General features: G+C 39.3%; 26 protein-coding genes and 1 tRNA gene. 1 reads left to right on the top strand and 26 read right to left on the bottom strand.

All coding sequences use genetic code 11. The annotated features are described in order from the left end of the window. Positions 1-115 precede the first annotated feature (115 nt). From rnr to M3225_RS22200, 13 genes are all read right to left on the bottom strand, one after another. On the bottom strand, positions 116-2458 hold the full coding sequence (gene rnr / locus M3225_RS22260; protein ID WP_251397369.1) for a ribonuclease R: 2343 nt from the start codon (positions 2456-2458) through the stop codon (positions 116-118). 38 nt (positions 2459-2496) lie between these two features. Continuing rightward, positions 2497-3237, bottom strand: a complete 741-nt coding sequence (locus tag M3225_RS22255; protein WP_251397367.1) for an alpha/beta hydrolase — start codon at positions 3235-3237, stop codon at positions 2497-2499. A gap of 267 nt (positions 3238-3504) precedes the next feature. Continuing rightward, complete coding sequence (secG, locus tag M3225_RS22250) at positions 3505-3738, bottom strand: preprotein translocase subunit SecG (protein ID WP_014457843.1); 234 nt, start codon at positions 3736-3738, stop codon at positions 3505-3507. Between the two features lie 208 nt (positions 3739-3946). Further along, the gene (eno, locus tag M3225_RS22245; RefSeq protein WP_195695730.1) at positions 3947-5242 is read right to left on the bottom strand and encodes a phosphopyruvate hydratase; all 1296 of its coding nucleotides are present in this window, start codon (positions 5240-5242) and stop codon (positions 3947-3949) included. Positions 5243-5266: 24 nt separating this feature from the next. Further along, positions 5267-6799, bottom strand: coding sequence for a 2,3-bisphosphoglycerate-independent phosphoglycerate mutase (gene gpmI / locus M3225_RS22240; protein ID WP_028412054.1), 1533 nt, complete (start codon positions 6797-6799; stop codon positions 5267-5269). Beyond that, complete coding sequence (gene tpiA / locus M3225_RS22235; RefSeq protein WP_013085385.1) at positions 6799-7554, bottom strand: triose-phosphate isomerase; 756 nt, start codon at positions 7552-7554, stop codon at positions 6799-6801. Before tpiA ends, gpmI begins: the two co-directional genes overlap by 1 nt. A 175-nt stretch (positions 7555-7729) precedes the next feature. Then, complete coding sequence (locus tag M3225_RS22230) at positions 7730-8914, bottom strand: phosphoglycerate kinase (RefSeq protein WP_251397364.1); 1185 nt, start codon at positions 8912-8914, stop codon at positions 7730-7732. 310 nt (positions 8915-9224) lie between these two features. Beyond that, positions 9225-10232: a type I glyceraldehyde-3-phosphate dehydrogenase gene (gene gap, locus M3225_RS22225; RefSeq protein ID WP_013059702.1), complete on the bottom strand. Its 1008-nt coding sequence runs from the start codon at positions 10230-10232 to the stop codon at positions 9225-9227. Positions 10233-10278: 46 nt separating this feature from the next. Further along, the gene (locus tag M3225_RS22220; RefSeq protein WP_251397361.1) at positions 10279-11307 is read right to left on the bottom strand and encodes a sugar-binding transcriptional regulator; all 1029 of its coding nucleotides are present in this window, start codon (positions 11305-11307) and stop codon (positions 10279-10281) included. Positions 11308-11440: 133 nt separating this feature from the next. Continuing rightward, complete coding sequence (locus M3225_RS22215; RefSeq protein WP_251397358.1) at positions 11441-11689, bottom strand: glutaredoxin family protein; 249 nt, start codon at positions 11687-11689, stop codon at positions 11441-11443. 12 nt (positions 11690-11701) lie between these two features. After that, on the bottom strand, positions 11702-13012 hold the full coding sequence (gene rpoN, locus M3225_RS22210) for an RNA polymerase factor sigma-54 (protein WP_251397354.1): 1311 nt from the start codon (positions 13010-13012) through the stop codon (positions 11702-11704). A gap of 288 nt (positions 13013-13300) precedes the next feature. Beyond that, positions 13301-13975 (bottom strand): hypothetical protein, encoded by a 675-nt coding sequence (locus M3225_RS22205; RefSeq protein ID WP_251397351.1) that lies wholly within the window; start codon positions 13973-13975, stop codon positions 13301-13303. A gap of 201 nt (positions 13976-14176) precedes the next feature. Further along, positions 14177-14248, bottom strand: a tRNA-Arg gene (locus M3225_RS22200). 220 nt (positions 14249-14468) lie between these two features. Between M3225_RS22200 and clpP the strand changes: the two genes are divergently transcribed. Then, the gene (clpP, locus tag M3225_RS22195; protein WP_215054806.1) at positions 14469-15056 is read left to right on the top strand and encodes an ATP-dependent Clp endopeptidase proteolytic subunit ClpP; all 588 of its coding nucleotides are present in this window, start codon (positions 14469-14471) and stop codon (positions 15054-15056) included. 34 nt (positions 15057-15090) lie between these two features. Here the strand turns inward: clpP and M3225_RS22190 are convergent, their stop codons facing one another. From M3225_RS22190 to hisD, 13 genes are all read right to left on the bottom strand, one after another. Further along, positions 15091-15348, bottom strand: a complete 258-nt coding sequence (locus M3225_RS22190; RefSeq protein ID WP_215054923.1) for an HPr family phosphocarrier protein — start codon at positions 15346-15348, stop codon at positions 15091-15093. A gap of 25 nt (positions 15349-15373) precedes the next feature. Next, positions 15374-16318 carry a DNA-binding protein WhiA gene (whiA, locus tag M3225_RS22185; RefSeq protein ID WP_251397348.1) on the bottom strand — a complete coding sequence of 315 codons (945 nt, stop codon included), beginning with the start codon at positions 16316-16318 and terminating at the stop codon, positions 15374-15376. Between the two features lie 33 nt (positions 16319-16351). Beyond that, the gene (locus tag M3225_RS22180; protein ID WP_251397346.1) at positions 16352-17338 is read right to left on the bottom strand and encodes a gluconeogenesis factor YvcK family protein; all 987 of its coding nucleotides are present in this window, start codon (positions 17336-17338) and stop codon (positions 16352-16354) included. Next, on the bottom strand, positions 17335-18228 hold the full coding sequence (gene rapZ, locus M3225_RS22175) for an RNase adapter RapZ (RefSeq protein ID WP_074896323.1): 894 nt from the start codon (positions 18226-18228) through the stop codon (positions 17335-17337). Before rapZ ends, M3225_RS22180 begins: the two co-directional genes overlap by 4 nt. A 41-nt stretch (positions 18229-18269) precedes the next feature. Then, the gene (locus M3225_RS22170) at positions 18270-18728 is read right to left on the bottom strand and encodes an 8-oxo-dGTP diphosphatase (protein WP_251397344.1); all 459 of its coding nucleotides are present in this window, start codon (positions 18726-18728) and stop codon (positions 18270-18272) included. 303 nt (positions 18729-19031) lie between these two features. After that, on the bottom strand, positions 19032-19985 hold the full coding sequence (gene trxB, locus M3225_RS22165) for a thioredoxin-disulfide reductase (RefSeq protein WP_029319313.1): 954 nt from the start codon (positions 19983-19985) through the stop codon (positions 19032-19034). A gap of 111 nt (positions 19986-20096) precedes the next feature. After that, positions 20097-21599, bottom strand: coding sequence for a tetratricopeptide repeat protein (locus M3225_RS22160; protein ID WP_251397342.1), 1503 nt, complete (start codon positions 21597-21599; stop codon positions 20097-20099). Positions 21600-21780: 181 nt separating this feature from the next. After that, entirely contained in the window at positions 21781-22404 is a 624-nt protein-coding gene (gene hisIE / locus M3225_RS22155; RefSeq protein WP_251397339.1) for a bifunctional phosphoribosyl-AMP cyclohydrolase/phosphoribosyl-ATP diphosphatase HisIE, read from the bottom strand. After that, positions 22401-23159: an imidazole glycerol phosphate synthase subunit HisF gene (hisF, locus tag M3225_RS22150; RefSeq protein WP_025752585.1), complete on the bottom strand. Its 759-nt coding sequence runs from the start codon at positions 23157-23159 to the stop codon at positions 22401-22403. The genes hisIE and hisF overlap by 4 nt, the downstream gene beginning before the upstream one ends. Beyond that, on the bottom strand, positions 23159-23893 hold the full coding sequence (gene hisA, locus M3225_RS22145) for a 1-(5-phosphoribosyl)-5-[(5-phosphoribosylamino)methylideneamino]imidazole-4-carboxamide isomerase (RefSeq protein WP_251397337.1): 735 nt from the start codon (positions 23891-23893) through the stop codon (positions 23159-23161). The genes hisF and hisA overlap by 1 nt, the downstream gene beginning before the upstream one ends. Next, positions 23880-24527, bottom strand: a complete 648-nt coding sequence (hisH, locus tag M3225_RS22140; RefSeq protein ID WP_251397335.1) for an imidazole glycerol phosphate synthase subunit HisH — start codon at positions 24525-24527, stop codon at positions 23880-23882. Before hisH ends, hisA begins: the two co-directional genes overlap by 14 nt. Then, positions 24528-25112 (bottom strand): imidazoleglycerol-phosphate dehydratase HisB, encoded by a 585-nt coding sequence (hisB, locus tag M3225_RS22135; protein WP_013059719.1) that lies wholly within the window; start codon positions 25110-25112, stop codon positions 24528-24530. Positions 25113-25187: 75 nt separating this feature from the next. Beyond that, on the bottom strand, positions 25188-26456 hold the full coding sequence (hisD, locus tag M3225_RS22130; protein WP_251397333.1) for a histidinol dehydrogenase: 1269 nt from the start codon (positions 26454-26456) through the stop codon (positions 25188-25190). Between the last annotated feature and the right edge of the window lie 8 nt (positions 26457-26464).

Here is a 26464-nt window from a genome sequence, read left to right as displayed (position 1 = left end):
GTATATGTATGATATTATGTATCATTTTACTGTATGGAAATCTAAACAACAACTAAAACGTTTAATCAAGCTGTTTTGAAGCAGAAGGACTATCCTTCTGCTTCACTGCTGTCGATTATTTACGCTTTTTCTTTTTGCGCTTAACGTTTGGGGCACCTTCGAAGAATCTCTTTTTCTTTTTCTTCTTTGGCTTTTGAGTAGACCACTCTTCGTTTTTGCTTCGGCTGCCCTCGCGACCTTTTCCTTTGTCATCTTTGCGTGACTTTTGTTTTGCCTTAATCACTTTAGGACGGTCTTTAGATAAGCGTTTGCGACTTTCTTTCATTCCTACAATAATAAAGTCTACTGAACGCTCGTCTTTATTCACATCGGCAACTTTCACTTCAATTTCGTCTCCAATTCGGAAGACATTGCCCGTTTTTTCTCCAATCATCGCATAATGACGTTCGTCGTAACGATAATAATCATCTGTTAAGTCACTAACGTGAACTAACCCTTCAATCGTATTTTCTAGCTCCACGAACATTCCAAAGTTAGTAACAGAGCTAATAATACCATTAAATACTTCCCCAACTTTATCAGCCATAAACTCAGCTTTTTTCATATCGTCCGTTTCCCGCTCAGCGTCAACTGAACGACGTTCCATATTAGAAGAATGCTCAGCAACATCAGGCAGAAGCTCGCGCCATTTTTCTTGCGTTTGCTGATCTGTTTTTCCTTCAATTAAATACGTGCGAATTAGACGATGAACGATTAAATCAGGATAACGACGGATTGGAGACGTAAAATGCGTATAGAACTCAGCTGATAAACCAAAGTGGCCTAAACTTTCTGCTTCATATTTCGCTTGTTTCATCGAACGAAGCATAACAGTTGAAATAACCATCTCTTCAGGCGTACCTTTTACTTCTTCTAAAATATCCTGCAGCGCCCGCGGATGAATATCGTTTCCTGTTCCTTTCACCGTGTAACCAAAGTTTGTAATAAACTCTAAGAAACGAGTAAGCTTCTCTGCATCTGGATCTTCATGGATACGATAAATGAACGGTACGTTCATCCAGTGAAAATGTTCCGCTACTGTTTCATTGGCCGCCAGCATAAATTCTTCGATTAGCTTTTCAGCAACTGAGCGTTCACGCAAAATAACATCGTGCGGATGGCCATCATCGTCTACTAATACTTTTGCTTCTTTGAAATCAAAATCAATGGCACCGCGATCCATTCTCTTTTTACGAAGAATAGCCGCCAGCTTTTCCATACGCTCAAACATCGGAACGATTGGCTCGTAGCGTTCTAGAACTTCTTCATCTTTATCCACCAAGATTTTGTTAACGTCTGAATACGTCATTCGTTCTGTCGTTTTGATGACACTTTCAAAAATCTCATGTTTGACTACTTCACCTTGTGGATCGATTTCCATCTCACAAGAAAGCGTAAAACGGTTAACTTTTGGATTTAATGAGCAAATTCCATTAGATAAACGGTGAGGAATCATCGGAATAACTCGGTCTACTAAATAGACGCTTGTTCCGCGCTCTGCTGCTTCTACATCAATCGGAGAACCTTCTTTAACGTAGTGACTTACATCTGCAATATGGACGCCTAATTTGTAGTTTCCGTTTTCAAGCTCTGTAACCGTTACGGCATCATCCAAATCTTTTGCATCTGCTCCGTCAATGGTGACAATAACTTGATCACGAAGATCGCGGCGGGTGCCGATATCTTTTTCATCAATCGTCTCAGGTGTATCAATTGCTTGTGTTAACGCATCAGCAGGAAATTCTTGAGGAAGACCGTGCTTATGGATAACAGAAATGATATCAATGCCTGGATCGTTTTTATGTCCAAGAATTTGAACAACTTTTCCTTCTGCATTCATGCGGCCTTCCGGATAGATTGTCAGCTCTACTACTACTTTATGACCTTCAACTGCACCGTTTCTTGCTGCTTTGGGAATAAAGATATCACCTGCAATTTTTTTGTCATCCGCAATTACAAAGCCGAAATTTTTACTTTGCGTATACGTACCTACAATTTGCTGGGTACCTCGTTCTAAGATTTTTACAATTGTTCCTTCACGACGAGCACCTGATGATTCTGATAACACTCTTGCAAGCACAATATCCCCATGCATAGCATTGTTTGTTTCAGTAGGCGGAATAAATACATCTCCCGCGTCTTTTTCTTCAGGAACTACGAACGCAAAGCCTTTTGCATGTCCGCTTACTTTCCCTTTGACAAAATTCATTTGTTCCGGCAGCCCGTAGCGGTCATTTCTTGCTCGGATAATTAAACCCTTCTCTTCCATAATAACAAGTGCCTTCACAAACTCTTTGAATGACTCTGCATCCTCAGTATTAAATTCTTTTGCAAGCTCTTGGACAGTCAAAGGTTTATAATTATCCCTTTTCATAAAATCCAATATTTCATTCATATAGGGCTGATTTTCTTCTTTCACATCATGTCCCTCCTTTTTCTTTATTCGTATTATCTCTATTACCAATCAAGTGATTCCAAAAATGCATATACATCCTCGTGAAGCTGATCACGCTCTTTATCAAAGGTAATGGTATGACCAGATTCTTCGTACCATTTTATATCTTTTGTAGGAGACTCGACGGTATTATAAATAATATTGGCGCTGTCTGTATTAATCATATGATCATGACGACCTTGTACAACAAATGTCGGTGCATAAATCATATCAACTGAATTTCGCACTTCAGCGATTAATTCCTGTAAAGACTTTAATGTGTTCATTGGTGTTTGTTTGAACTCTTCCATTTCTTGTTCAATCTGTTCAGACGATTTACCTTCACGCTTTTTATATTCGCGTGCATACGCTAAAACACCTTCATACATGACTTCTTCACTCTTTATATACATAGGCGCGCACATAGGCACAATACCCTTTATAGGTACAGTGTAACCTAATTTCAGTGAAAATACGCCACCTAGTGAAAGACCTACAGCGGCAATACTTTCATGACCTTTGCTTTTCAAAAACTCATAGCCGTCCATGACATCTTTCCACCAATCTTCCGGACCAGTATGAACAAGTTCTTCAGGCGCTACACCGTGTCCTTTGTAATGAGGTGCGTGGCATGTGTATCCTTTCTTCTCTAAAAAACGACCTAACATACGAACATCAGCAGAATTTCCGGTAAAACCATGAAGTAATAAAACAGCTTTTTCGCCGCCTTCAAATGTAAATGGCTTTGGTTGTGCAATTTTCATATATCATTTAACTCCTTTTAGTTATAATATCTGCAGTCATAATAGAAAAAAACATGTATTTATGTGACGGTCATCAAATAACAAGAGATGTGGCCATCAACTTTTACACTTTTATACTATATTTAGTACTTTTTTCTAAAGCTATATTATATCATTACTTAAAAATGAAATTAAAGTATTCAACACGCCCATTAAAAAACCACCTAATACATAAGTTGGTATACACCAAGTACATATGCATTAGGTGGCAGTCTATCCAGTAACATATTAAAGTTTGAAATAAGATACAGCAAGTGTTAACGCAAAGAACAAGATAGATAACACTACTGTCAAACGGTGTAAAACTAAGTCAATTCCACGTGCTTTTTGTTTTCCAAATAACGTTTCAGCTCCACCGGAAATAGCTCCAGATAATCCAGTAGTTTTACTTGATTGTAAAACGACCACAACAATCAATGCAATTGAAACAATCACTAGCAAAGTAATCAGCAATGTATGCACTAAGACACACCTCCTACACCAAGTAATAATCAATCAGCGGGGTTTCTTCATCCCTTCTGATTGGCATTACCGGGGATAAAGTACGCGCACTACGCTAAGGTTAATTTATCATAAAAAACCCTCTCGTACAAGTAACGACAGCGAAATACACCTGATTTTAACATAAAAAAACGGATGACAATCGTCATCCGTTTTTTATAATTTCAACTTATTTTTTTAAGTTGTAGAAAGATTTAGCGCCATCGTATACAGCTAGAACACCTAGCTCGTCTTCGATGCGTAGTAATTGGTTGTATTTCGCAATACGATCTGTACGGCTCATAGAACCAGTTTTGATTTGACCAGCGTTTGTTGCAACAGCGATATCAGCGATTGTTGCATCTTCAGTTTCACCAGAACGGTGAGAAACTACTGCTGTGTAACCAGCACGTTTAGCCATTTCGATAGCTTCGAACGTTTCAGTTAATGTACCGATTTGGTTAACTTTGATAAGGATAGAGTTGCCTACACCTTGTTCGATACCTTGAGCAAGTTTTTTCGTGTTTGTTACAAATAGATCGTCACCAACAAGCTGTACTTTGCCGCCGATGCGCTCAGTTAATAGCTTATGGCCATCCCAGTCATTTTCGTCTAAACCGTCTTCGATTGAAACGATTGGGAATTCGTTAACTAACTGCTCATAGAAATCTACCATTTCAGCAGAAGTTACGCCTGTACGGCCTTCGCCTGCTAAGTCATATTTACCAGTTTCTTTGTTGAAGAACTCAGAAGAAGCTACGTCCATACCTAATTGGATGTCTTTACCAGCTTCGTAACCAGCTTTTGTGATTGCTTCTACGATTACTTCTAATGCTTCACGGTTAGAACCTAAGTTAGGAGCGAAACCACCTTCGTCGCCTACAGCTGTGTTTAAGCCTTTAGCAGCTAAAACAGATTTTAACGCGTGGAATACTTCAGCACCCATACGGATTGCTTCTTTGAATGTAGGAGCTCCTACAGGTAAGATCATGAATTCTTGGAAGTCAACGTTGTTATCAGCATGAGAACCACCGTTGATGATGTTCATCATTGGAGTTGGTAATTGCTTCGCGTTGAATCCACCAAGGTAACGGTATAATGGAAGACCTACAAAGTCAGCTGCTGCGTGAGCTACTGCCATAGATACACCAAGAATAGCGTTAGCACCTAATTTACCTTTGTTTTCAGTTCCGTCTAATTCAATCATAAGGCGGTCGATACCGATTTGATCAGTTACGTCCATACCTACTAATTCAGGAGCGATAATTTCGTTTACGTTTTCTACTGCTTTTAATACACCTTTACCTAGGTAGCGAGATTTGTCACCGTCGCGTAATTCTACTGCTTCGTATTCACCAGTAGAAGCACCACTTGGTACTAAAGCGCGTCCGAAAGCGCCTGATTCAGTATATACTTCAACTTCAACTGTTGGGTTACCGCGAGAATCTAATACTTCGCGTGCATAAATGTCAAGAATTGCTGGCATTTTAAAACTCTCCTTTATAATTCATTATTTAATTAATGTTTTACCTGTCATTTCTTTTGGCTGTGCTACATCTAGAAGGGTTAGCATTGTAGGAGCTAAATCTCCTAGAATACCGTCTTCACGAAGCTCTAAGCCTTGTTTTGTTACGATTACTGGAACAGGATTCGTTGTATGAGCCGTCATTGGATTACCTTCAAGCGTAATCACTTCATCAGCATTACCATGGTCTGCTGTGATGATTGCTGTACCGCCTTTAGCTAAAATTGCATCTACAATTTTGCCTAAGCACTCATCTACTGTTTCAATCGCTTTTACCGTTGGTTCTAACATACCTGAATGACCTACCATATCAGGATTTGCAAAGTTTAATAAAATAGCGTCTTGCTTATCGCCTTCGATTTCTGCAAGCAACGCGTCCGTCACTTCATAAGCACTCATCTCAGGTTTCAAGTCATATGTTGCTACTTTTGGTGAATCGATTAAGATACGTGTTTCACCAGGAAACTCTGCTTCACGTCCACCGCTCATAAAGAACGTTACGTGAGGATATTTTTCTGTTTCGGCAATACGAAGCTGCTTTAAGTTATTTTGAGATAATACTTCACCAAGCGTGTTATCTAAGTTAATTGGCTTAAAGGCTACATATCCGTCAACTGTTTCGCTGAAGTGAGTTAGACATACAAAATGTAAGTTTTTCGGATGTTTTTCACCGCGATCAAATGAGCGGAAATCTTCGTTTGCGAACGTATTTGAAATTTGAATTGCGCGATCCGGACGGAAGTTGTAGAAAATCACTGCATCTTCGTCTTGAATTGTCGCAACTGGCGATCCGTCTTCTTTTGTAATAACAGAAGGTAAAACGAATTCGTCATAGATTCCATTTTCATATGAATCTTTTACGCACTCTTCAGCGCTTGTATATGATGGACCTTCGCCGTACACCATTGCGCGGTATGATTTCTCTACGCGCTCCCAGCGTTTGTCGCGGTCCATTGAGTAGTAACGTCCTGAAAGTGTTGCAATTTCACCAACGCCGTACTCTTCAATTTTTTCATTAAGTTCTTTTAAATACGTTTCCGCAGATTGAGGTGCTACGTCACGACCATCTAAGAAGCCATGAATGTAGACTTTTTCTAAGCCTTCACTCTTAGCTAGACGCAATAATGCATATAGGTGTTCGATGTGACTGTGTACACCGCCATCAGATAAAAGCCCGAAAAGATGAAGGTTTGTACCCTTTTCTTTTGCGTGCTTTACAGCTGCTACAAGCGTTTCGTTTTGTTCAAACTCGCCTTCACGAATTGCTACGTTTACACGAGTCAAGCTTTGGTACACAATTCGGCCTGCGCCGATGTTTAAGTGACCTACTTCAGAGTTACCCATTTGGCCTTCCGGTAAGCCTACAGCTTCTCCAGACGCCTGAAGTGTAGCGTGAGGATACTCGTTCCAGAAACGGTCGAAGTTTGGTTTTTTTGCATGTGTTACCGCATTACCTTTATCTTCATCGCGTAATGCAAAACCATCTAAGATGATTAATGCTACTGGCTTTTTACTCATTACTTACCAGCCTCCAAAAGCTGTAAGAAAGAATCTGCTTCTAAGCTTGCTCCACCTACTAAAGCTCCGTCAATGTCTGATTGAGACATATATTCTTTAATATTAGCAGGTTTTACGCTACCGCCGTATTGAATACGTACAGCATCTGCAACATCTTGAGAGAATTGTTCTGCAACAACGCTACGGATGTATGCACAAACTTCGTTTGCACCTTCAGCAGTTGAAGATTTACCTGTACCGATTGCCCAGATTGGCTCATATGCGATAACAGTTTGCTTTACTTGCTCATCAGTTAGACCAGCTAATGCTTTTTGTACTTGATTAGCTACAACTGTTTTTGTTTGATCTTGTTCGTACTCTTCATTTGTTTCACCGCAGCAAACGATTGGTGTTAAACCGTGTTTGAATGCAGCAATTGTTTTTTGGTTTACTGTTTCGTCCGTTTCAGCAAACATTTCACGACGCTCAGAGTGTCCTAAAATTACATAGTTCACACCTAAGTCTGCTAAAGCAACAGGGCTCACTTCTCCAGTGAACGCACCGTTTTCTTCAAAGTGCATGTTTTGTGCACCAATTTTTAAGTCTGTGCCTTTAGTCGCTTCTACTAAACGATCTAAAAATAGTGCAGGTGCACATACTACTGAATCTACGCTTTCAGGAGATGGTACTGCTCCTTTTACTTCTTCAACAAAGCTAGTTGCTTCAGAAAGTACTTTGTTCATTTTCCAGTTTCCTGCAATAATTGGTTTACGCATGTATAACACCGTCCTTTGTTTATTGTGGGTTTTCCCTTCACGCGTTAGATGTCCAAGAGGGTGCTGTTAAAAGTGATTCGGTCCCTTTTATCTCTTGGTCATCCTTCTTCGCTGCTTGATAATTTTTTATATTATCAGTCGTCAGGTCGGTCCTCCGTCTTACTGAAACATAAACTTACTTATCGTTTAATGCAACTACGCCTGGAAGTTCTTTACCTTCCATAAACTCTAGTGACGCACCGCCACCTGTAGAAATATGGCTCATTTTATCAGCTAAGTTGAATTTTTCAACAGCTGCTGCAGAGTCTCCTCCGCCGATTACTGAATATGTGTCAGTTGCTTCTGCTAAAGCTTCTGCTACTGCTTTTGTTCCGTTAGCAAATGCGTCTAATTCAAATACACCCATTGGTCCGTTCCAAATAACTAACTTAGAGTTTTTGATTACGTCAGCATAGATTTCACGCGTTTTCGGTCCTGCGTCTAAGCCTTCCCAATCGCTTGGAATGTCTTCAATTGATACAATTTGAGTATTAGCATCATTTGAGAAGTCATCTGCTACTACCACGTCCACTGGCACGTAGAAGTTTACTCCGTTTTTCTTAGCTTTTTCCATGAAAGATTTTGCAAGTTCAATCTTGTCTTCTTCAAGAAGTGATTTACCTACTTCATGGCCTAGTGCCTTAATAAATGTGTAAGAAAGTCCTCCACCGATGATTAAGTTATCTACTTTATCAAGTAAGTGGTCAATTACACCGATTTTGTCTTTAACTTTTGCTCCACCAACGATTGCAGTAAATGGACGTTCTGGGTTTGATAATGCTTTTGAAAGCACATCAAGCTCTTTTTCCATTAAGAAACCTGCTACTGCTGGAATATGTTGAGCAATTCCTTCTGTTGAAGCATGCGCACGGTGAGCTGCACCGAATGCATCGTTTACATACACATCTGCTAATTCAGCAAATGCTTTTGCTAATTCAGGATCGTTTTTCTCTTCACCTGGGTAAAAACGTACGTTTTCAAGTACTAAAACATCGCCTTCGCTCATGCCGTCGATTGTTTTCTTTACTTCTTCACCAAAAGCTTCGTCAGCTTTTGCAACGTCTTTACCAAGAAGAGCTTGTAAACGTTCTGCAACAGCATTTAGACGTAACTCTTCAACAACTTCGCCTTTTGGACGTCCAAGATGGCTAGCTAAAATTACTTTTGCACCTTGTTCTACTAAATATTGAATAGTAGGAATAGCTGCACGAATACGAGTTTCGTCTGTTACTTTTCCGTCTTTCATTGGTACGTTAAAGTCTACGCGACAAAATACTCGCTTTCCTTTTACATCGATGTCTTTCAACGTTTTTTTGTTCATCGTTAAAAGGCCTCCTTAAGTATTTATGGTACTAAGCAAGTAGGCTTCTATGTAATCATCAATCCACAAACCAATGTACATTTCATTTTATATATTGGCGCCTTTCTATATAAAGTGAAACTCCAGTTAGCTGCTTATGACACTTTTTCATGTAGAAGCCAATACATAAATCAAGGAAGAGGGGGTATGCCCCTCTCTTCCTTAGCAAGTCTTATTATAGTCGTTCTATTTTCAGATATCCAATAAAAAAGGAAAGTCTAGACGATTTCTGTCTTATTGAATAAATATAGAAGCGAATTTTAAGTTATTCTTATAGTCCTTTAGCAGCGATGTATTGAGCAAGGTCTACTACACGGTTAGAATATCCGCTCTCGTTGTCGTACCAAGAGATAACTTTAACCATGTTACCTTCCATTACCATTGTAGATAATGCATCGATTGTAGAAGAGTTGATGTTACCGTTGTAGTCACCAGATACTAGTGGCTCTTCGCTGTAACCAAGGATACCTTTAAGATCGCCTTCAGCAGCTTCTTTAAGAGCATTGTTTACATCTTCAACAGTTACTTCTTTGTCAAGTTCAGCAACTAAGTCTACTAAAGAAACGTTTGGAGTTGGAACACGCATAGCTCCACCGTTTAATTTACCTTTTAATTCAGGTAATACTAGAGATACAGCTTTAGCAGCACCAGTTGAAGTTGGGATGATGTTTTCAGCAGCTGCACGAGCACGACGGTAATCTTTGTGTGGTAAGTCTAAGATTTGTTGGTCGTTTGTGTAAGAGTGAACTGTTGTCATCATTCCGCGTTTAAGACCGAACTTGTCGTTTAACACTTTAGCAAATGGCGCTAAGCAGTTAGTTGTACAAGAAGCGTTTGAAATTACGTTGTGGTTAGCCGCATCGTATTTGTCTTCGTTAACACCCATTACGATTGTGATATCTTCGTCAGATGCTGGAGCAGAGATGATTACTTTTTTAGCTCCTGCTTCTAAGTGTTTTGCAGCGTCAGCGCGTTTTGTGAAGAATCCAGTAGATTCAACAACGATTTCTACGCCTTGTTTGCCCCAAGATAATTGAGCTGGGTCACGTTCAGCAGAGATTTCGATTGTTTTACCGTTTACTACTAAGTTGCTACCATCTACTACTACTTCTGCATCTAATTTTCCGTGTACAGAATCATATTTTAAAAGGTGAGCAAGCATGTTAGCATCTGTTAAGTCGTTAATTGCTACTACTTCAACGTTATCATTTTTTAAAGCTGCACGGAATACGTTACGGCCGATACGACCAAATCCGTTAATACCAATTTTTACTGCCATGGGTATTTCCTCCTTGAATGTAAAAAGTATTTTTTTATATGAGGGATTAATTAAAATCCCTTACTAACTCTTTTGCGGCGCCTTCATCTGTAATGAGAATCGAATCATGCGCTTGTTGCATAAACGCTTTAATTGCCTTTGCTTTTGATGAACCTCCTGCAACAGCAATAACACATTTATTGTTCTTTAAATCATCGAGTTGTATGCCAACTGTTTTAACTTTATGAACAACTTCGCCTTGATGATTAAAATAGTATCCAAATGCCTCACCTACAGCATGTCCATTTTTCACTTTTTCTAAGTCAGCTTGTGGTGTTTTACGGCGTTCTGCCATTGTCATAGCGTCTCCTATTCCGTGAACAACCATACCAGCGGACTTAATTAAATGAAGCATGTCTTTAATAGATGGTTCACCGATAATGGATCGGTATGCTTCATCACTAAGCTGATCTGGAACATGAAGCAAGCGATAGTGACTCATGGACTTTTCAGCCATCTTAGCACAAATCGTATTTGCTTGGTTTTGTACATTTTCACCTAGCCCTCCGCGAGCAGGTACAAAAAGTACATCAGGGTGTTTTGAATCAGGTGTCATCATTTCGGCAACGGCGGCAAGCGTTGTACCACCTGTAACAGCAACGGTATTTTTTTTACCAACAAGGCGCTCCTTGATACATGAAACAGATGCTCGACCCATTTCATTTTTGACCCAAGGAGACTGATCACTATCTCCAGATACAACAACAACTTCTGATAAAGAAAACGCCTCTTTTAATGTTGTTTCCAATAATCGAAGTCCTGAAACTTCCTTCATTACTTCTTCTAATTCAGCCAGAAGTAGTTCTCCCTCATTTGTAAGCGTCATCCCACTAGGGTAAATGTCAATCAAATCTTGTTCTTTTAAGAATGTTACTTCGCTTCGTAACACACGCTCTGTTAGCCCAAGGCTTACAGCTAAGTTTCTGCGACCAATCGGCTGCATTAAACGTATGTATTGCAAGATTTGATAACGCTTTTGCATAACTGAGAGAAGTTCAGGTAATAATTTTCGTTGTACTTCTATTAAAGAACGCATGTTAAAATCCCCTTAAGGCATAAACTTGCTGGACACGTTTTGTCCCATATAGACATATTATGTCCCACCTTGCGCAAAAAAAATTCACCCTGCTACAAAATCTATTCTAACAGGAGTGAATCCTTTATTCAACTCATGTGTTGCCTATTTTTAAAAGTAAGCGTTTTCTTAATGGAATACCGGTTATTTTTCCATATTCCACTTCTTCTCCATCCATTTCTACTACAGGAATCGCAAGGTGATACTTTTCCAACCACTCATCGTTTTTGTAAATATCTCGTTCAATAAGCTGAAAGGAAAACTCAGACTGTATATCTACAAGCAGCTCCTTTGCATCATCGCATAAGTGACAACCATTTTTGGTATATAGTACGACTTCCACATCCCCACTCCTTTACTGCGTGACAAAAAGTTTTCGTTGACTGGATGGCAGAACGTTTAATTGATCTCGATATTTGGCTACCGTTCGTCTTGAAATATTAACGTTGTAATTGCTTTGCAAGACGTTAGCTAACTGCTGATCTGAAAGCGGGCGCTGTTTGTTTTCTTCTGATACTAGCTTTTTAAGCAGTTCTTTTACGTGAGTTGTAGAGGTCGCTTCGTTGTTGCCGAGTTGAATACTAGTTGAGAAAAAAGATTTCATTGAAAAGGTGCCAAAGGGCGTTTGGATATATTTGTGCCGAGTAGCACGGCTAATCGTTGATTCATGCACAGACGTTTGTTCTGCTACTTCCTTCATTGTTAACGGCTTCAAATACGAAGGACCCTTTTTAAAAAATGCTTCTTGTTCAACGAGTAAGGTATTCATTAATGCGTTTAATGTGTCTTTGCGTGTGTGTAAACTTTTCATAATCCATTGAAACTCACGGTATTTCTCTTGCAAATAAGAGAACATCTCTTGGTTCTGCCTATTTTTCAGCTGTAGTTTGTATTGTTCATTCACTGAAAGACGAGGTTCCAAATCCTCATTTGCATAAGCAACGACATTTCCATCTTCAATTTTCACAATAAAATCCGGTACAATGAATCGTTCATTGGACTTCATATAAAATGATCCAGGACGAGGATTTAATTTCTTAATCTGTTCATGTAATTGTTGAAGAGCTTCAAGTGAGATTTGACATAACTTTGAAATTTTCATCCATTTTTTATAGGCAAATTCTTCAAAGTGATGTGTCAAAATTTGCTCTATTTTTTCCGTCCATTGATTACTTCTTTTTAATTGAAGCATTAAACACTCTTGTAAACTTCTCGCCCCTACTCCTGCAGGGTCCATCTGCTGCACAAGTTGAAGAGCCTTTTCAACCTGCTCTTGACCTTGACCAAGCTGGTTAGCAAGTATGATTAACTCATCGTGCAAATAGCCAGCATCGTCCAGACTATGAATAACAAACTCAACGGCTGCCTGCTCACATTCATCTAATTTTAATAATGCGGCTTGATTTATTAAATGTTCGTGCAGCGTTTCTTTAGGAGCTGGTATACTACTCATATAATCTGTTGAATCAGAAGTTGCATGATTTTTTTGATTGTGAGATGTATAGACGGGCAGCTCTGAAAAATCTATAAGCGGATTTTGAAGCGCCTGCTCATGTAAAAACGCTACAATATCCATCGATGAATATTGTAAAAGAGAAATAGCTTGTGATAATTCTTTTGACATCGTCAACTTTAACGACTGCTGCTGAAATAATCCAATCTCCATTATTTCTCCCCTCCCCTTCATCTATTTTACTATAAAAACGCTTTCAAAGAGCATGTAACTATTTTTTATATGTAATTTTTTCATCAAAAAATCTCCGTCAACCTTTGTTAACGAAGCGGTTCATCCTATTTTTAATTACTAACCATCAAAAAAGTAATAGAGCTATACACCTTTATAACTTTTCATTATAATTCGCACCAACTACATGATACGAGTAATAATCCGACATGACTTTTTCTTAGTCATGTCGAATTTTCTGCATTTGTATAATAATAATAGAAGAATTGCTTATTGAATGGTTTGTGCCATTTGCATAAACTTGTCTAAGTTTTCTTCGTCATTTTTCGTAAAAATGGTTAGCTTCATTGGTTTCTTTCCTTTAACTAACACAGAGTTTACCGTATGATCGCCAGATGTGGCTTCATACCAAACAGAATCTTTGAAGATTCCATCCTCTTCAAGAATTTTTTTCTCTGATGCATTTTTATTAACTGCTGTTGCCGTTTGTTTAACAGATTGAGCAGCGTCGTCCATCGATGTTTCTGGTGAAAGCATTTCAATACGCATAAATTGAGAATCATCTGAAGTTAATACTAATGCATCTTTTCCTGGTTCTTCACCCGTTAGTTCATAGCCGTCCATTACTTGGATAGAATAGTCTTGTTCTGGGCTTTTTGTTGGTTCTGTTTCTGAAGAAGGCGTTGACTGTCCATCTTCCGCTGTTTCGCTAGTTGATGACTGACTTCCTGAAGGTTTAGTCGAGGCCTCGGAAGAATCAGCATCTTTTTTCGTCTCTTCTTTTGCAGCGCCTGATGCTTGATCAGATTTAGAAGCCGTATCCTGCTGAACATTTTCTGCTTGATCATTAGACTTCGGCTGAGCAACATCTTCGTTCGTCCCGCATGCAGATAGCAATAGCGCTACCGATGCACTGACAATGAAAAGTTTGTTTATATATTTCATATTTATTCCTCCTCCGTGTTTCTTTTCCTTATATACTGTTTTATAGTATTCTGACAAATTCCGCAACCGGTACAATGGAATTAATTTCTTTCTTTCTTGCGCGTATAAAGGGGTACAGGAGAAAAATAAATATTATTCTTTTAGAAGATGAGCCTTTTTACTCAAAATAAAAAACGTTGCGTAATCCGCAACGTTTTAAGACGCCCTCGACAGGATTCGAACCCACCCTAAGAGAACCGGAATCTCTTGTGCTATCCACTACACTACGAGGGCATATTTGTCACAACTTCCATTATAGGAGAGAAAACTTCTCTTTTCAATAGAATACTACGTTTATTTTTTTTAGAAGGGGGAAAAATTTTAATAATGTCAAAGAGGAATACATAGTCTTTTAAGCGAATATGTGTAGTAGAGGTTCTTTTGTTTGACCTTTATTGACCATACGTGTATTATAGGTACATAACAAATTATTCTTGTTAAGGAGGAATTTAATATGAACTTAATTCCTACAGTTATTGAACAAACAAACCGTGGTGAACGTGCTTATGACATTTATTCACGTTTATTAAAAGACCGCATTATTATTTTAGGTAGTGCTATTGACGATAATGTAGCTAACTCAATCGTTTCTCAGCTTCTATTCTTAGCTGCTGAAGACCCAGAAAAAGATATCTCACTTTATATCAACAGTCCAGGTGGCTCTATTACAGCTGGAATGGCTATCTACGATACGATGCAATTCATTAAGCCAAAAGTCTCTACAATTTGTATCGGTATGGCTGCATCAATGGGTGCTTTCTTACTGGCTGCTGGTGAAAAGGGCAAACGTTTTGCTCTTCCAAACAGCGAAGTAATGATTCATCAACCTCTTGGTGGTGCTCAAGGACAAGCTACTGAAATCGAAATTGCGGCAAAACGTATTCTATTCTTACGCGAAAAACTAAATTCAATTTTAGCTGAGCGTACAGGTCAACCGTTAGAAGTGCTACAACGTGATACAGATCGTGATAATTTCATGACTGCTGAACGCGCTTTAGAATACGGCCTAATTGACAAAGTATTAGAAAACGACTCTAAATAAGAAAAAAGCCTTTCCCATTGTGGGAAAGGCTTTTTTATGCATCGTTCTCTACGTAAGCTGCTAACGCATCCATTGCTTCTTTTTCATCTACCCCTTCAACAATGAGCGTAATAAGAGAACCATTATTAATCGCTAAGCTCATTAACCCCATGATACTTTTAGCGTTGACTACTTTCTCATCTTTCTTCAAGTACACATCAGATGTAAAGCGAGTTGCTTCTTGCACAAATAGTGCCGCAACACGAGCTTGTAATCCCGTTTTTAATTTTACTTCTACTTGTTTTTCCATGATAAAATCCTCCCCCTTGCAATTCCCCTTATGTGACTGGCTGACCGGCGCGAAGCTTGTCTGCTATTTGGTCAATTTTACGCAAACGATGGTTAATGCCCGATTTGCTAATTTGACCTCCAGCTACCATCTCACCAAGCTCCTTTAACGTAACGTCTTGATATTCCACACGCAAACGAGCAATTTCTCTTAGCTTTTCTGGTAAGATGTCTAATCCAGCTGTTTCATCAATATAACGAATGTTTTCCACTTGACGAATAGCTGCTCCGATCGTTTTATTTAAGTTAGCTGTTTCACAATTAACTAAGCGATTAACGGAATTTCGCATATCTCGGACGATTCTTACATCCTCAAACCGCAAAAGGGCGTTATGGGCTCCAATGATATTTAGAAACTCCGTAATTTTTTCAGCTTCTTTCAAATAGTTAATATAGCCTTTTTTCCGCTCTAATGTTTTACTATTCAATTGAAATTCGTTCATTAAATTGCATAAAGCTTCGTTATGCTCTTCATACAATGAAAAGATTTCAAGATGGTACGATGATGTCTCCGGGTTATTAATAGAGCCGCCGGCTAAAAATGCGCCTCTTAAGTAGGATCGCTTACAGCATTTCTTTTGTACTAGCTCTGGTGAAATACGATGTGTAAACGTGAATCCTTCTTCTACAATTCTTAAGTCTTCCAAAAGCATTCTCGTTTTCTCTACTAATCGAACAATATACACATTGTTTTTCTTCAACCGCATTTTCTTACGCACAAGCAGTTCTACTGACACATCATAATTTTTCTTAAGCAAGACATAAATGCGTCTAGCAATCGCTGCGTTTTCTGTTTGAACATCAACTGTGAATTTTTTATTCGAAAAAGAAAGTGAACCATTCATTCGAATTAATGCAGAGAGCTCTGCTTTTGCACAGCAATCTTTGACTTCTAAATTCGTTAACTCTTTTTTTGTTTCTGATGCAAATGACATAACTTCACCTCCAATCTACATACGGAAATAGTGTTAAACACCCGTATTCGCTTTACCTTGCAGCGATGTCAGCATAGAATACACAAGCTTTGCTACTTTTTTTGTATCATGCCTAATTACGCTGCCGTCATACTGAATAATTTGATCTTCAATCACTTCTAACCCTAATTTTATCAATACTTCACGATCATATTCTACAGGCTGAGCCTGCTCTACTTGATATTTCTTTTTCAAGGGTGCTGGAATAGGTGCATTATTGACGATAATCGCATCTAAAAACGCACACGGCATATGATTGTAAAGCGCTTTAATATGATCACTTGCTTTAAACCCTAATGTCTCACCCGGCTGCGTCATCACGTTGCATACGTACACTTTCTTTGCTTTTGTCGAACAAAGCTCGTTACAAATATCTTGCACCAGTAAATTTGGCAAAATACTTGTATAAAGGCTTCCAGGTCCCAATACAATTAAATCAGCGCGTCGAATAGCTTTTATTGTCTCGACAAGCGGTTTCACATCGGCAGGCGATAAAAATACTTTATTAATTTTTTTATTGACTTCTGGAATTTTAGATTCACCTGTTACGATGGATCCATCTTGCATCTCCGCATGCAGCACAACACTTTGATTAGCTGCCGGAAGCACTTTCCCTCTGACGTTTAGTACTTTGCTCATTTCTCGTATAGCATGCACAAAATCGCCAGTAATAGACGTCATAGCTGCAAGCAACAAATTGCCCAGAGAATGGCCTGTAAGCTCATTCCCTGTATCAAATCGATGCTGAAAAAGCTCTTCAACTAGCGGCTCTACATCAGATAAAGCAACTAGCACATTTCGAATATCACCAGGAGCAGGGATTTCAAGTTCATCGCGCAATCGGCCAGAACTTCCCCCGTCGTCTGCTACGGTTACGATGGCTGTAAGATCAAGAGGGTATTCCTTCAACCCTCTTAACAGCACTGGTAAACCCGTTCCTCCCCCAATGACGACAACTTTTGGAAGCTGTTCACTGCTCATCTATGATTTTCCTTTCTCCTCTCAATGTCACGATGAGAAATATGGGTTTTGTATTCATTCTGGAAATGGTGACCTAAATATTCAGCTAATGTAACGGAGCGATGCTGTCCGCCTGTGCACCCTATAGCAATGACCAGCTGGCTCTTACCTTCTCGCTTGTACTGTGGAAGCATAAACGAAAGTAAGTCTACTACTTTTTCAATGAACTTTTGAGTTTCCGTCCATTTTAATACGTAAGAAGAAACCTCTTCTTCCAGCCCTGTTTTAGGACGCATATGGTCAATGTAGTGAGGGTTTGGCAAAAAGCGCACATCAAAGACTAAATCAGCGTCAATAGGCACCCCGTATTTAAAACCAAACGACATCACATTAACAGTAAAAACTTGTGAAGCGTGTGAAGAAAACTGAGTCAAAATCTTTTCTCTAAGCTCTCTTGGCTTTAACTCTGACGTCTCATAAATAAGCTGAGCTCTTCCTTTTAACTCCTCAAGCAACTCTCTTTCTATACCAATCCCTTCTAGCGGTAAACCTGAAGGAGCTAGCGGATGTGAACGTCTCGTTTCTTTGTAGCGCGTCACCAATACAGAATCTTTTGCATCTAAAAATAAAATTTGTGGCGTGACCCACGTTGTTTCACTCATGTTATCCAATGCTTCAAATAGGCTTTCAAAAAATTCTCTGCCTCGTAAATCCATAACAAGAGCAACTTTATTCATTTTATTCCCTGACTCTTTCATGAGTTCTAAAAATTTCGGTAGCAATGTAGGGGGTAAATTATCTACACAAAAGAACCCTAAATCTTCAAAACTCTGAATTGCTACTGTTTTTCCTGCACCTGACATTCCAGTAATAATCACTAATTGAATATCGCTTACAGACCCAGTACTCATTTTCCATCCCCCTCAATCTATACATACATGTCTATTTGTCATTAACAAGGATCAATTCGATAAGATAATAACTCAAAATCCGTTGTATACGTAAAGTTGCCATAAATAACACCCGATCCTTTTGCTACATAATCGATAATGTGATGATCTCCCGGTGCCATCGGCAATTCATTTACTTCACTCAAATTATGCCAACCGAGTTTGCCTTCTTCTGATTCTAGCACATTTGTCCCATCAAAATCTGTAGCAAAAAAAGTAAACATCATCCACTCAGATGAAATTTGATCGTTTTCTTTCATCGTAAAAGTAAAGATACCTTTTACAGTGGGATTTTTCAAATAAATTCCTGTTTCTTCACGAAATTCTCTTACAACAGAGTCTTTTACAGATTCTCCTTGCTCCATTTTCCCACCAGGGGCCACCCACCAGTTTCTTCGTGGCTTTTGAAGCAACAATACTTTATCGTCTTTCATTAATACACAATTTGTGACCCTTTGCATGTTTTCCACCTCATTGTATGTATACTGACATTTTCTTTTATTATACTACGAAACAAACTTCTCTCACAACGGAGATGAACTAACTATTACTAAATTTTCTGAAAATAATCCCTTGCTGTTATATACGTAAATTCAATCTGTTATAGTCAAAAAAAAGAGGCATAGGAACACGTCCTATGCCCGACATACATATATTTTATAAAAGGGGGTCAATTACTATCTATATAGTACCCCATCAATGTTTCACAGGCGTTACAGAACAGTTAAAACCGAATTACGTTTTGTAAAAGATTGATTTCAGCTTTATTGCTGAATAGCTTTTAACTTTTCTTTTAACTCTTCTACATAGTGCTGAGCCGCTTGAGCAGCAATACTTCCATCACCTGTAGCTGTTACAATTTGACGAAGAGCTTTTTCACGAACATCTCCAGCTGCGAACACACCTGGTACTTTTGTTTCCATTTGCTCGTTCGTTTCAATATACCCTTCTTTATTCGTAATGTTTAGGCTTTCGAATGGTTTTGTTAGTGGAACCATTCCAACATAAATGAATACGCCTTCCGCACCGAATTCACGCTCTTCACCTGTTTTTGTGTCTACTAACGTTACGCTACCTACTTTACCGTCTTTTTCATTTACTTCTTTGACCGTTGTATTCCAAATGAAATCAACTTTTTCGTTGTCAAATGCACGCTGTTGTAGGATTTTCTGCGCGCGAAGCTCATCGCGTCGGTGAATAATTGTTACTTTTGTTGCAAAGCGTGTTAAATATACGCCTTCTTCAACCGCAGAGTCTCCACCGCCTACAACGACTAGCTCTTTGCCTTTAAAGAATGCGCCGTCACATACAGCGCAATAAGATACGCCCCGGCCGCCTAGTTCTTTTTCTCCTGGCGCGCCTAATTTTTTATATTCAGCACCCGTAGCAACGATTACTGAACGTGTTTTATATTCTTTGCTGCCTGCACGAACTGTCTTGTATTCTTCTCCGTCGATGATTTCTTTAATATCACCGTACGCATATTCAGCACCGAATTTTTTTGCATGCTCAAACATTTTGTTTGAAAGGTCCGGACCAAGTATATGATCATACCCTGGATAGTTTTCTACATCTTCCGTATTAGCCATTTGACCGCCTGGAATTCCGCGTTCAATCATTAGTGTTGATAGATCTGCACGAGATGTATATACAGCAGCAGTCATACCTGCTGGACCTGCCCCAATAATAATGACATCATAAATTTTTTCTTCTGTCATTGCTTTACACTCCTTTTAGGAAATTCCTTCGTAGTTGATTCCAAATTTATGGATAATTCTTTCGTTATCACTATCCTAATATGTTCTTCCTATTATCGTCTATTTTTTTGCTCAATTTAATAACGCATTCACAATTTTACTGTACTTTCTAACTGTTGCAGCGGAAATGGAATATTGTTTTGCCACATCGGCTTGAGTAATAGCCTGCCTTTTTTCTTTCACCCATATATATGTGACGGCTGCGGCCCATGCATTTACGTTCACATGCTGAAAATCATAGGATTGTTTATATACCTGTACATATACATAGAACCAAAAGCTTAAAAGATCCTGGGTATCACTTTCAGTCTGCGATTCCATCTCCAGTTCAATAACATCTGCCACCTCAAAAATCACATGGTGTTTATCCTGCCATACATAAGTATATACTTCATCTAAAAGTGTACTCATATGTATGGACGACTTGATTTCTTCCAAAAGAAGCAGACGCTGTTGTTCAGGAAGCTTCTTCGCCATATACAAGCTGTAAAGCTGATCATGAACATTTTTTGTTGCACACTTCTTTTTCGCTGTAAAATCCACTTTCGATTGAAAAACCTTCGCAGCTTTCTGATTGATGCGCCAAGGCTCCTCTCCTTCTTTATCAGGAACGTCTTCCAATGCCAGCTTCCACATTTCTTTAGCGAACGCTTCACGTCCGGTATAGTAAGAAGCATATGAGAGCCAATAATGAAATGAGTTGTCTCCTTGAAATCCTTGTGTATAAAGCTTTTTCAACCATTTATAAGATAGTCTGTATTGACCAATCAATGCAAATGTTGCTCCAAGCTTATAGCGGTGTTCAAATGACATCGGATAAACGCGGCTAAGCCCGTCTGTAAGCTCCTCAACTTCTTTATGCTTATGGCAATAATAATAGAAAATAAGCTGGTTGCATAATGCATGAAGATTTCCAGGGTTTTTCTCCAATACTTCATTCAGCAAATCCATTGCTTTATCAATTTTATTTAAATAAAAATAAGCTAACGCTAAATTATTATATGCAGACCAGAATTCTGGATACTCATCAATTATTTCAGTTAACAAATCCACTGCTTCTTCAAAATTCGTTTCTTCAAGCAGTTTTTTTGCTTGTTCTTGTTTTATAATCAGCATGTCGCCTAGCTGATTTTTAGGCTCTTCATCTTCTTCATCCACATCAATTGATAGTAAATCTAACAGATCTGTAGCCGATCGAAAGAGGTCACCATTTGGAAAATGCTCAATGTAATACATCGCGTATTTTTTTGATTCTTCAAACAGTCCAAGATGCGCATAGCTGTTGGCTATATAGTAGTAACAGCTTCCTAATGTATCATCCATATGATGAATCACATGGAGAAAAAGCTCGTTGGCATCTTGATAATCTCCCCGCTCCGTTAAAGCTACTCCAACGTTTGTAAGAAGCTGTGGATTACGGGCATTTTCTTTGTTTGCACGCGTTAAATACTTGAGCGCTTTATCTGACTCCTCTTCTTCAAACGCCTGCAGCGCTTTTTCAAAATAGAAGTCACCCGTTTGCGAAAATGGAATTACTTGTGCCATTTTTTGAATTACTTTTGAGTGTTTTTCCATTAAGCCCTCCAAATAAGTTGATAATTTCGACGTTCGTAGTATATCACATTTGCCAAGAAGTTTAATACCTCTATTCAAAAAAGGAGCCTGCAAGCAGTTGTTTCTTGACACAAATAAGAGAAGAGTTTGCCTCTTTTATCTAAAATGAGACAATCCCTTCCCTACTTTCACTATGTAGCTATTAGCTAGAGTGACGCTCCCTTAATACTGATAGGACATCATCTAAAGGCAGCTTTTGCTCACGAAGTAAAACAAGTACGTGATACAATAAATCTGCCACTTCCCACTTCAGCTCATCATGGTCACGATTTTTTGCTGCAATAATCACTTCACCAGCTTCTTCTCCTACTTTTTTGAGGATTTTATCTACGCCTTTATCAAATAAGTACGTCGTATAAGCTCCTTCTGGCATTTCAGCTTCACGCTTAGCGATTACTTCTTCTAGCTCATTAATAATGGCAAAGCGATTATCGTTTTGTTTGTTTTCGCCAAGAATTGTTTCATTAAAACAGCTGTAAGCACCCGTATGACAAGCAGGACCTTGAGGCTCTACTTTTACAACAAGAGAGTCAGCATCACAGTCATATGCCATACTCACAATTTTTTGTGTATTTCCAGAGGTTGCGCCTTTGTGCCACAATTCTTGTCGAGAACGGCTGTAGAACCATGTTTCACGTGTATCAATTGATTTTTGAAGTGATTCTTCGTTCATATAAGCCAATGTTAAAACTTCTTTGCTCACAGCATCCTGTACAATAGCTGGTACAAGTCCATCACTGTTGAATTTAATATTTTCAATCGTCATCGAATGCTCACTCCTTGTTGTTTTGCATAGCTTTTAATTTCTTTTACAGATGTTTCTTTATAGTGAAAGATTGAAGCTGCCAAAGCCGCGTCAGCTTCTCCTTTTTCAAACGCATCGACAAAATCTTGACCGTTTCCAGCGCCGCCAGAAGCAATAACAGGAACGCTCACCGCTTGGCTGACTGCTTTGGTTAATGCTAAATCAAACCCTGACTTTTCGCCGTCTTTATCCATGCTCGTTAACAAGATTTCACCTGCACCGCGCTTCACTGCTTCTCTTGCCCAATCGATTACTTCCCAGTCCGTTGCGTTGCGGCCTCCGTGTGTATAAACTCGCCATGATTGTAAGCTTTCATCGTACTTAGCATCGATTGCTACCACAATACACTGAGCACCAAAAAAGTCAGACCCTTCTGTAATCAGTGCTGGGTTGAGTACGGCAGCTGTATTTAATGACACTTTGTCTGCACCCGCACGAAGCATTCTCTTCATATCTTCCAGTGCATTAATTCCTCCGCCCACAGTAAAAGGAATCGCTAGCTGAGATGCTACTTCTTCTACAACATGTACCATCGTTTTGCGTCCTTCATGAGAAGCAGAAATATCTAAAAACACTAATTCGTCTGCGCCTTCTTCATCGTAAAATTTCGCCAACTCTACAGGATCTCCTGCATCTCGAAGTTCCACAAACTGAACTCCTTTTACAACACGGCCGTCCTTTACATCTAAACAAGGAATGATTCGTTTTGTAATCATTACGCTTTCACCTCTTGAAGTGCTTCAGCTACTGTAAACTTATTTGTATAAAGTGCTTTCCCTACAATCGCGCCAATAACCCCATCAGCTTCATGTTTCTTTAATGCATCTAAATCAGCAAGCTTACTAACCCCGCCTGATGCAATCACACCTTTTCCAGTAGCCTTAGCCATCTCAACAATCCCTTCAACATTAGGGCCAGACAGCATACCATCTGTAGAGATATCCGTAAAAATAAATGTTTCCGCACCAGCATTAGCCAATTCTTTTCCTAGTTCTGTCGCTTTGATTGTAGATGTTTCCACCCAACCTTCCGTGGCAACATAGCCATCGCGCGCATCAATCCCGATAGCAATACGCGCACCATACTCTTTCAGCATTTTTTTCACAAATTCAGGATTAGAAATAGCTGCACTTCCTAAAATAACGCGGTCAATTCCGTTTTCTAGATAGTAAGCAACATCAGCTTCTGAGCGAATGCCTCCTCCAATTTGAACACGTACATTTAATTTCTTTTTCACGCCTAGCACAAATTCATCATTCACGCGCTTAGCTGCTTTTGCACCGTCCAAATCAACCATGTGAATCCACTGAGCGCCTTCATTTGCGAATTGTGTGGCCATATCTATCGGAGAATCTCCGTATACCGTTTCTTTTGTGTAATCTCCTTGAAGCAAACGGACACACTTTCCTCCGCGCATATCAATGGCTGGATATATTTCAAATTTGCTCATACGATGGGCTCCTTTTCTCTACGAAGTTTGCATAATTTTGCAGCATTTGCATTCCGATTGCACTGCTTTTTTCAGGGTGAAATTGAGTACCAAATACGTGGTCTTTTCCAACAACCGCTGGAACTTCAACATCATAAGGACTTGTTGCTAGAAGCACGTCTTGGTCACTTGTTTTTACGTAATAAGAGTGAACAAAGTAAACGTGACCTTCGCTAATTCCATCAAGCAGGGCAGACTGCTGATGAAAATCTAAAGAGTTCCAGCCCATATGCGGGACTTTATAAGTCTGTCCTTCGGCAGTAATGCCGGGAATACGCTCGACTCTCCCTTTTAACAGTTCCAGCCCTTTCGTTACGCCGTTCTCATCGCTTTCTTCAAATAACAGCTGCATACCTAAACAAATTCCAAGCAAAGGCATTCCTTTTGCTACTTCTTCTTTAATAAAGTCCGTCAGCTTTGTTTGATTCAGCTGTTCCATCGCATCTTTGAATGCTCCAACTCCAGGAAGAATCAGCCCTTTTGCCTTTCTTAGTTCTGCAGGATCTGCGGAGATAATATAGTCATAGTTTAATCGTTCAAGAGCTTTACTTACGCTGTATAAGTTTCCCATCCCATAGTCGATAATTCCAATCATTTACAACATCCCTTTCGTCGAAGGCACACCTTTGACACGCGGATCAATCGTTGTCGCTTCGTCCAAAGCACGTGCTAATGCCTTAAATACCGCTTCAATAATATGGTGTGTATTTTTACCGTAGTGTACGATTACATGTACATTCATACGAGATTCTAATGCGAATTTCCATAAAAATTCATAAACAAGCTCTGTATCAAATGTACCGACGCGCGATGCGGGAATGTCACCTTTAAATTCAAAGTGAGGACGATTACTTAAATCTACTACGACTTGAGCCAAAGCGTCATCCATTGGTACAAAAGCATTTCCATAGCGTTTAATTCCTTTTTTATCACCGAGCGCTTCTTTGAACGTTTGACCAAGACAAATACCGATGTCTTCTGTTGTATGGTGATCATCAATCTCCGTGTCTCCATCTGCTTTTACATCAAGGTTAAACTGTCCGTGTTTTGTAAATAAATCGAGCATATGATTTAAAAAAGGAACGCCTGTGTCAATGTTCGCTTTTCCTTCTCCATCGATTCCAATCGCTAATGCAATATCCGTTTCGTTCGTTGTACGTTTAATACTTGACTCTCTCATTGTGAAACTCCTTTCAACTATGCATGTAATAGGTAAAGAAAAGAACATTTCTACTCTTTCCTTTTAATCTCCACCTTATTTTTTAAAACGTTCTTCAACCGCCCTTGCATGCGCTTCTAGCCCTTCTAAACGAGCAAACGCTGCGATTTTCGAGACATTTTTCTGCAGGGCTTGTTGGCTGTATGAAATGATACTAGACTTCTTCACAAATGAATCAACTGATAAAGGACTTGAGAATTTTGCTGTCCCATTCGTTGGAAGAACATGATTTGGCCCGGCGAAATAATCGCCAACAGGTTCTGAGCTGTATCTTCCTAGAAAAATAGCACCGGCATGACGAATGGAACCTAAAAGTTCAAGCGGACTTTCAGTCATAATTTCTAAATGCTCAGGAGCTAATTGGTTAACAGCTTCAATCGCTTCTTCTAATGACCCGGTCACATAAATAGCGCCATGGTTATCAATAGAAGGTTTTGCAATTTCTTTACGAGGTAAAGATTCTACTTGTCTTTCCACTTCTTCATTAACAGCTTCGGCTAATTTCATAGAAGACGTAACTAAAATACTTGAAGCTAATTTGTCATGTTCTGCTTGAGACAATAAATCCGCCGCCACTTCATTCGGCTTAGCCGTATCGTCTGCTAGTACGACAATTTCACTAGGTCCAGCAATTGAGTCAATGTCTACTAAGCCATATACTTCTCTCTTCGCTAATGCAACAAAGATATTACCAGGCCCTACAATTTTATCGACGGGTTTAATTGTTTCTGTTCCATAGGCAAGTGCTCCTACTGCTTGAGCTCCCCCTACTTTATAAATCTCTTCGACCCCAAGCTCACTCGCTGCTACAACTACTCCAGCAGGCAGCACGCCGTCTTTTCCTGGAGGTGAAACCATCACAATACGTTTTACCCCTGCCACTTGAGCAGGAATGACATTCATTAAAACGGAGGAAGGATACGCCGCAAGGCCTCCCGGTACATAAACACCTACTGCATCTAAAGGCGTTACTTTCTGCCCTAAAATTGTGCCGTCTTCTTTTGTTGTCATCCAAGACTGCTCGATCATTCTTTCATGGTAATCCCGAATGTTGTCAGCAGCTTCACGAATAATTGACAGCATATCTGAATCAACCAGCTCATAAGCACGCTTCTTTTCTTGTTCTGTCACAAGCAAAGAAGAAAGCTCGACGCCATCAAATTGGGCTGTATAACCTTTTAAAGCTTCGTCTTTTTGCTCTTGCACTTGCTTTAAAATATTTACGACAATTTCTCTTTGAGCACTCGTCCCTTGATCAATCGTACGCTTTAAGCTCACTTGTTCTGTTACACGTGTAATTTTCAATGTATGTC

The organism is Priestia aryabhattai (genome assembly GCF_023715685.1).
In the GTDB taxonomy this organism is placed as follows: Bacteria; Bacillota; Bacilli; order Bacillales; family Bacillaceae_H; genus Priestia; species Priestia aryabhattai_B.
The sequence above is the reverse complement of the archived record's forward strand: the minus strand, read 5'-3'. Positions and strand labels throughout refer to the sequence as shown.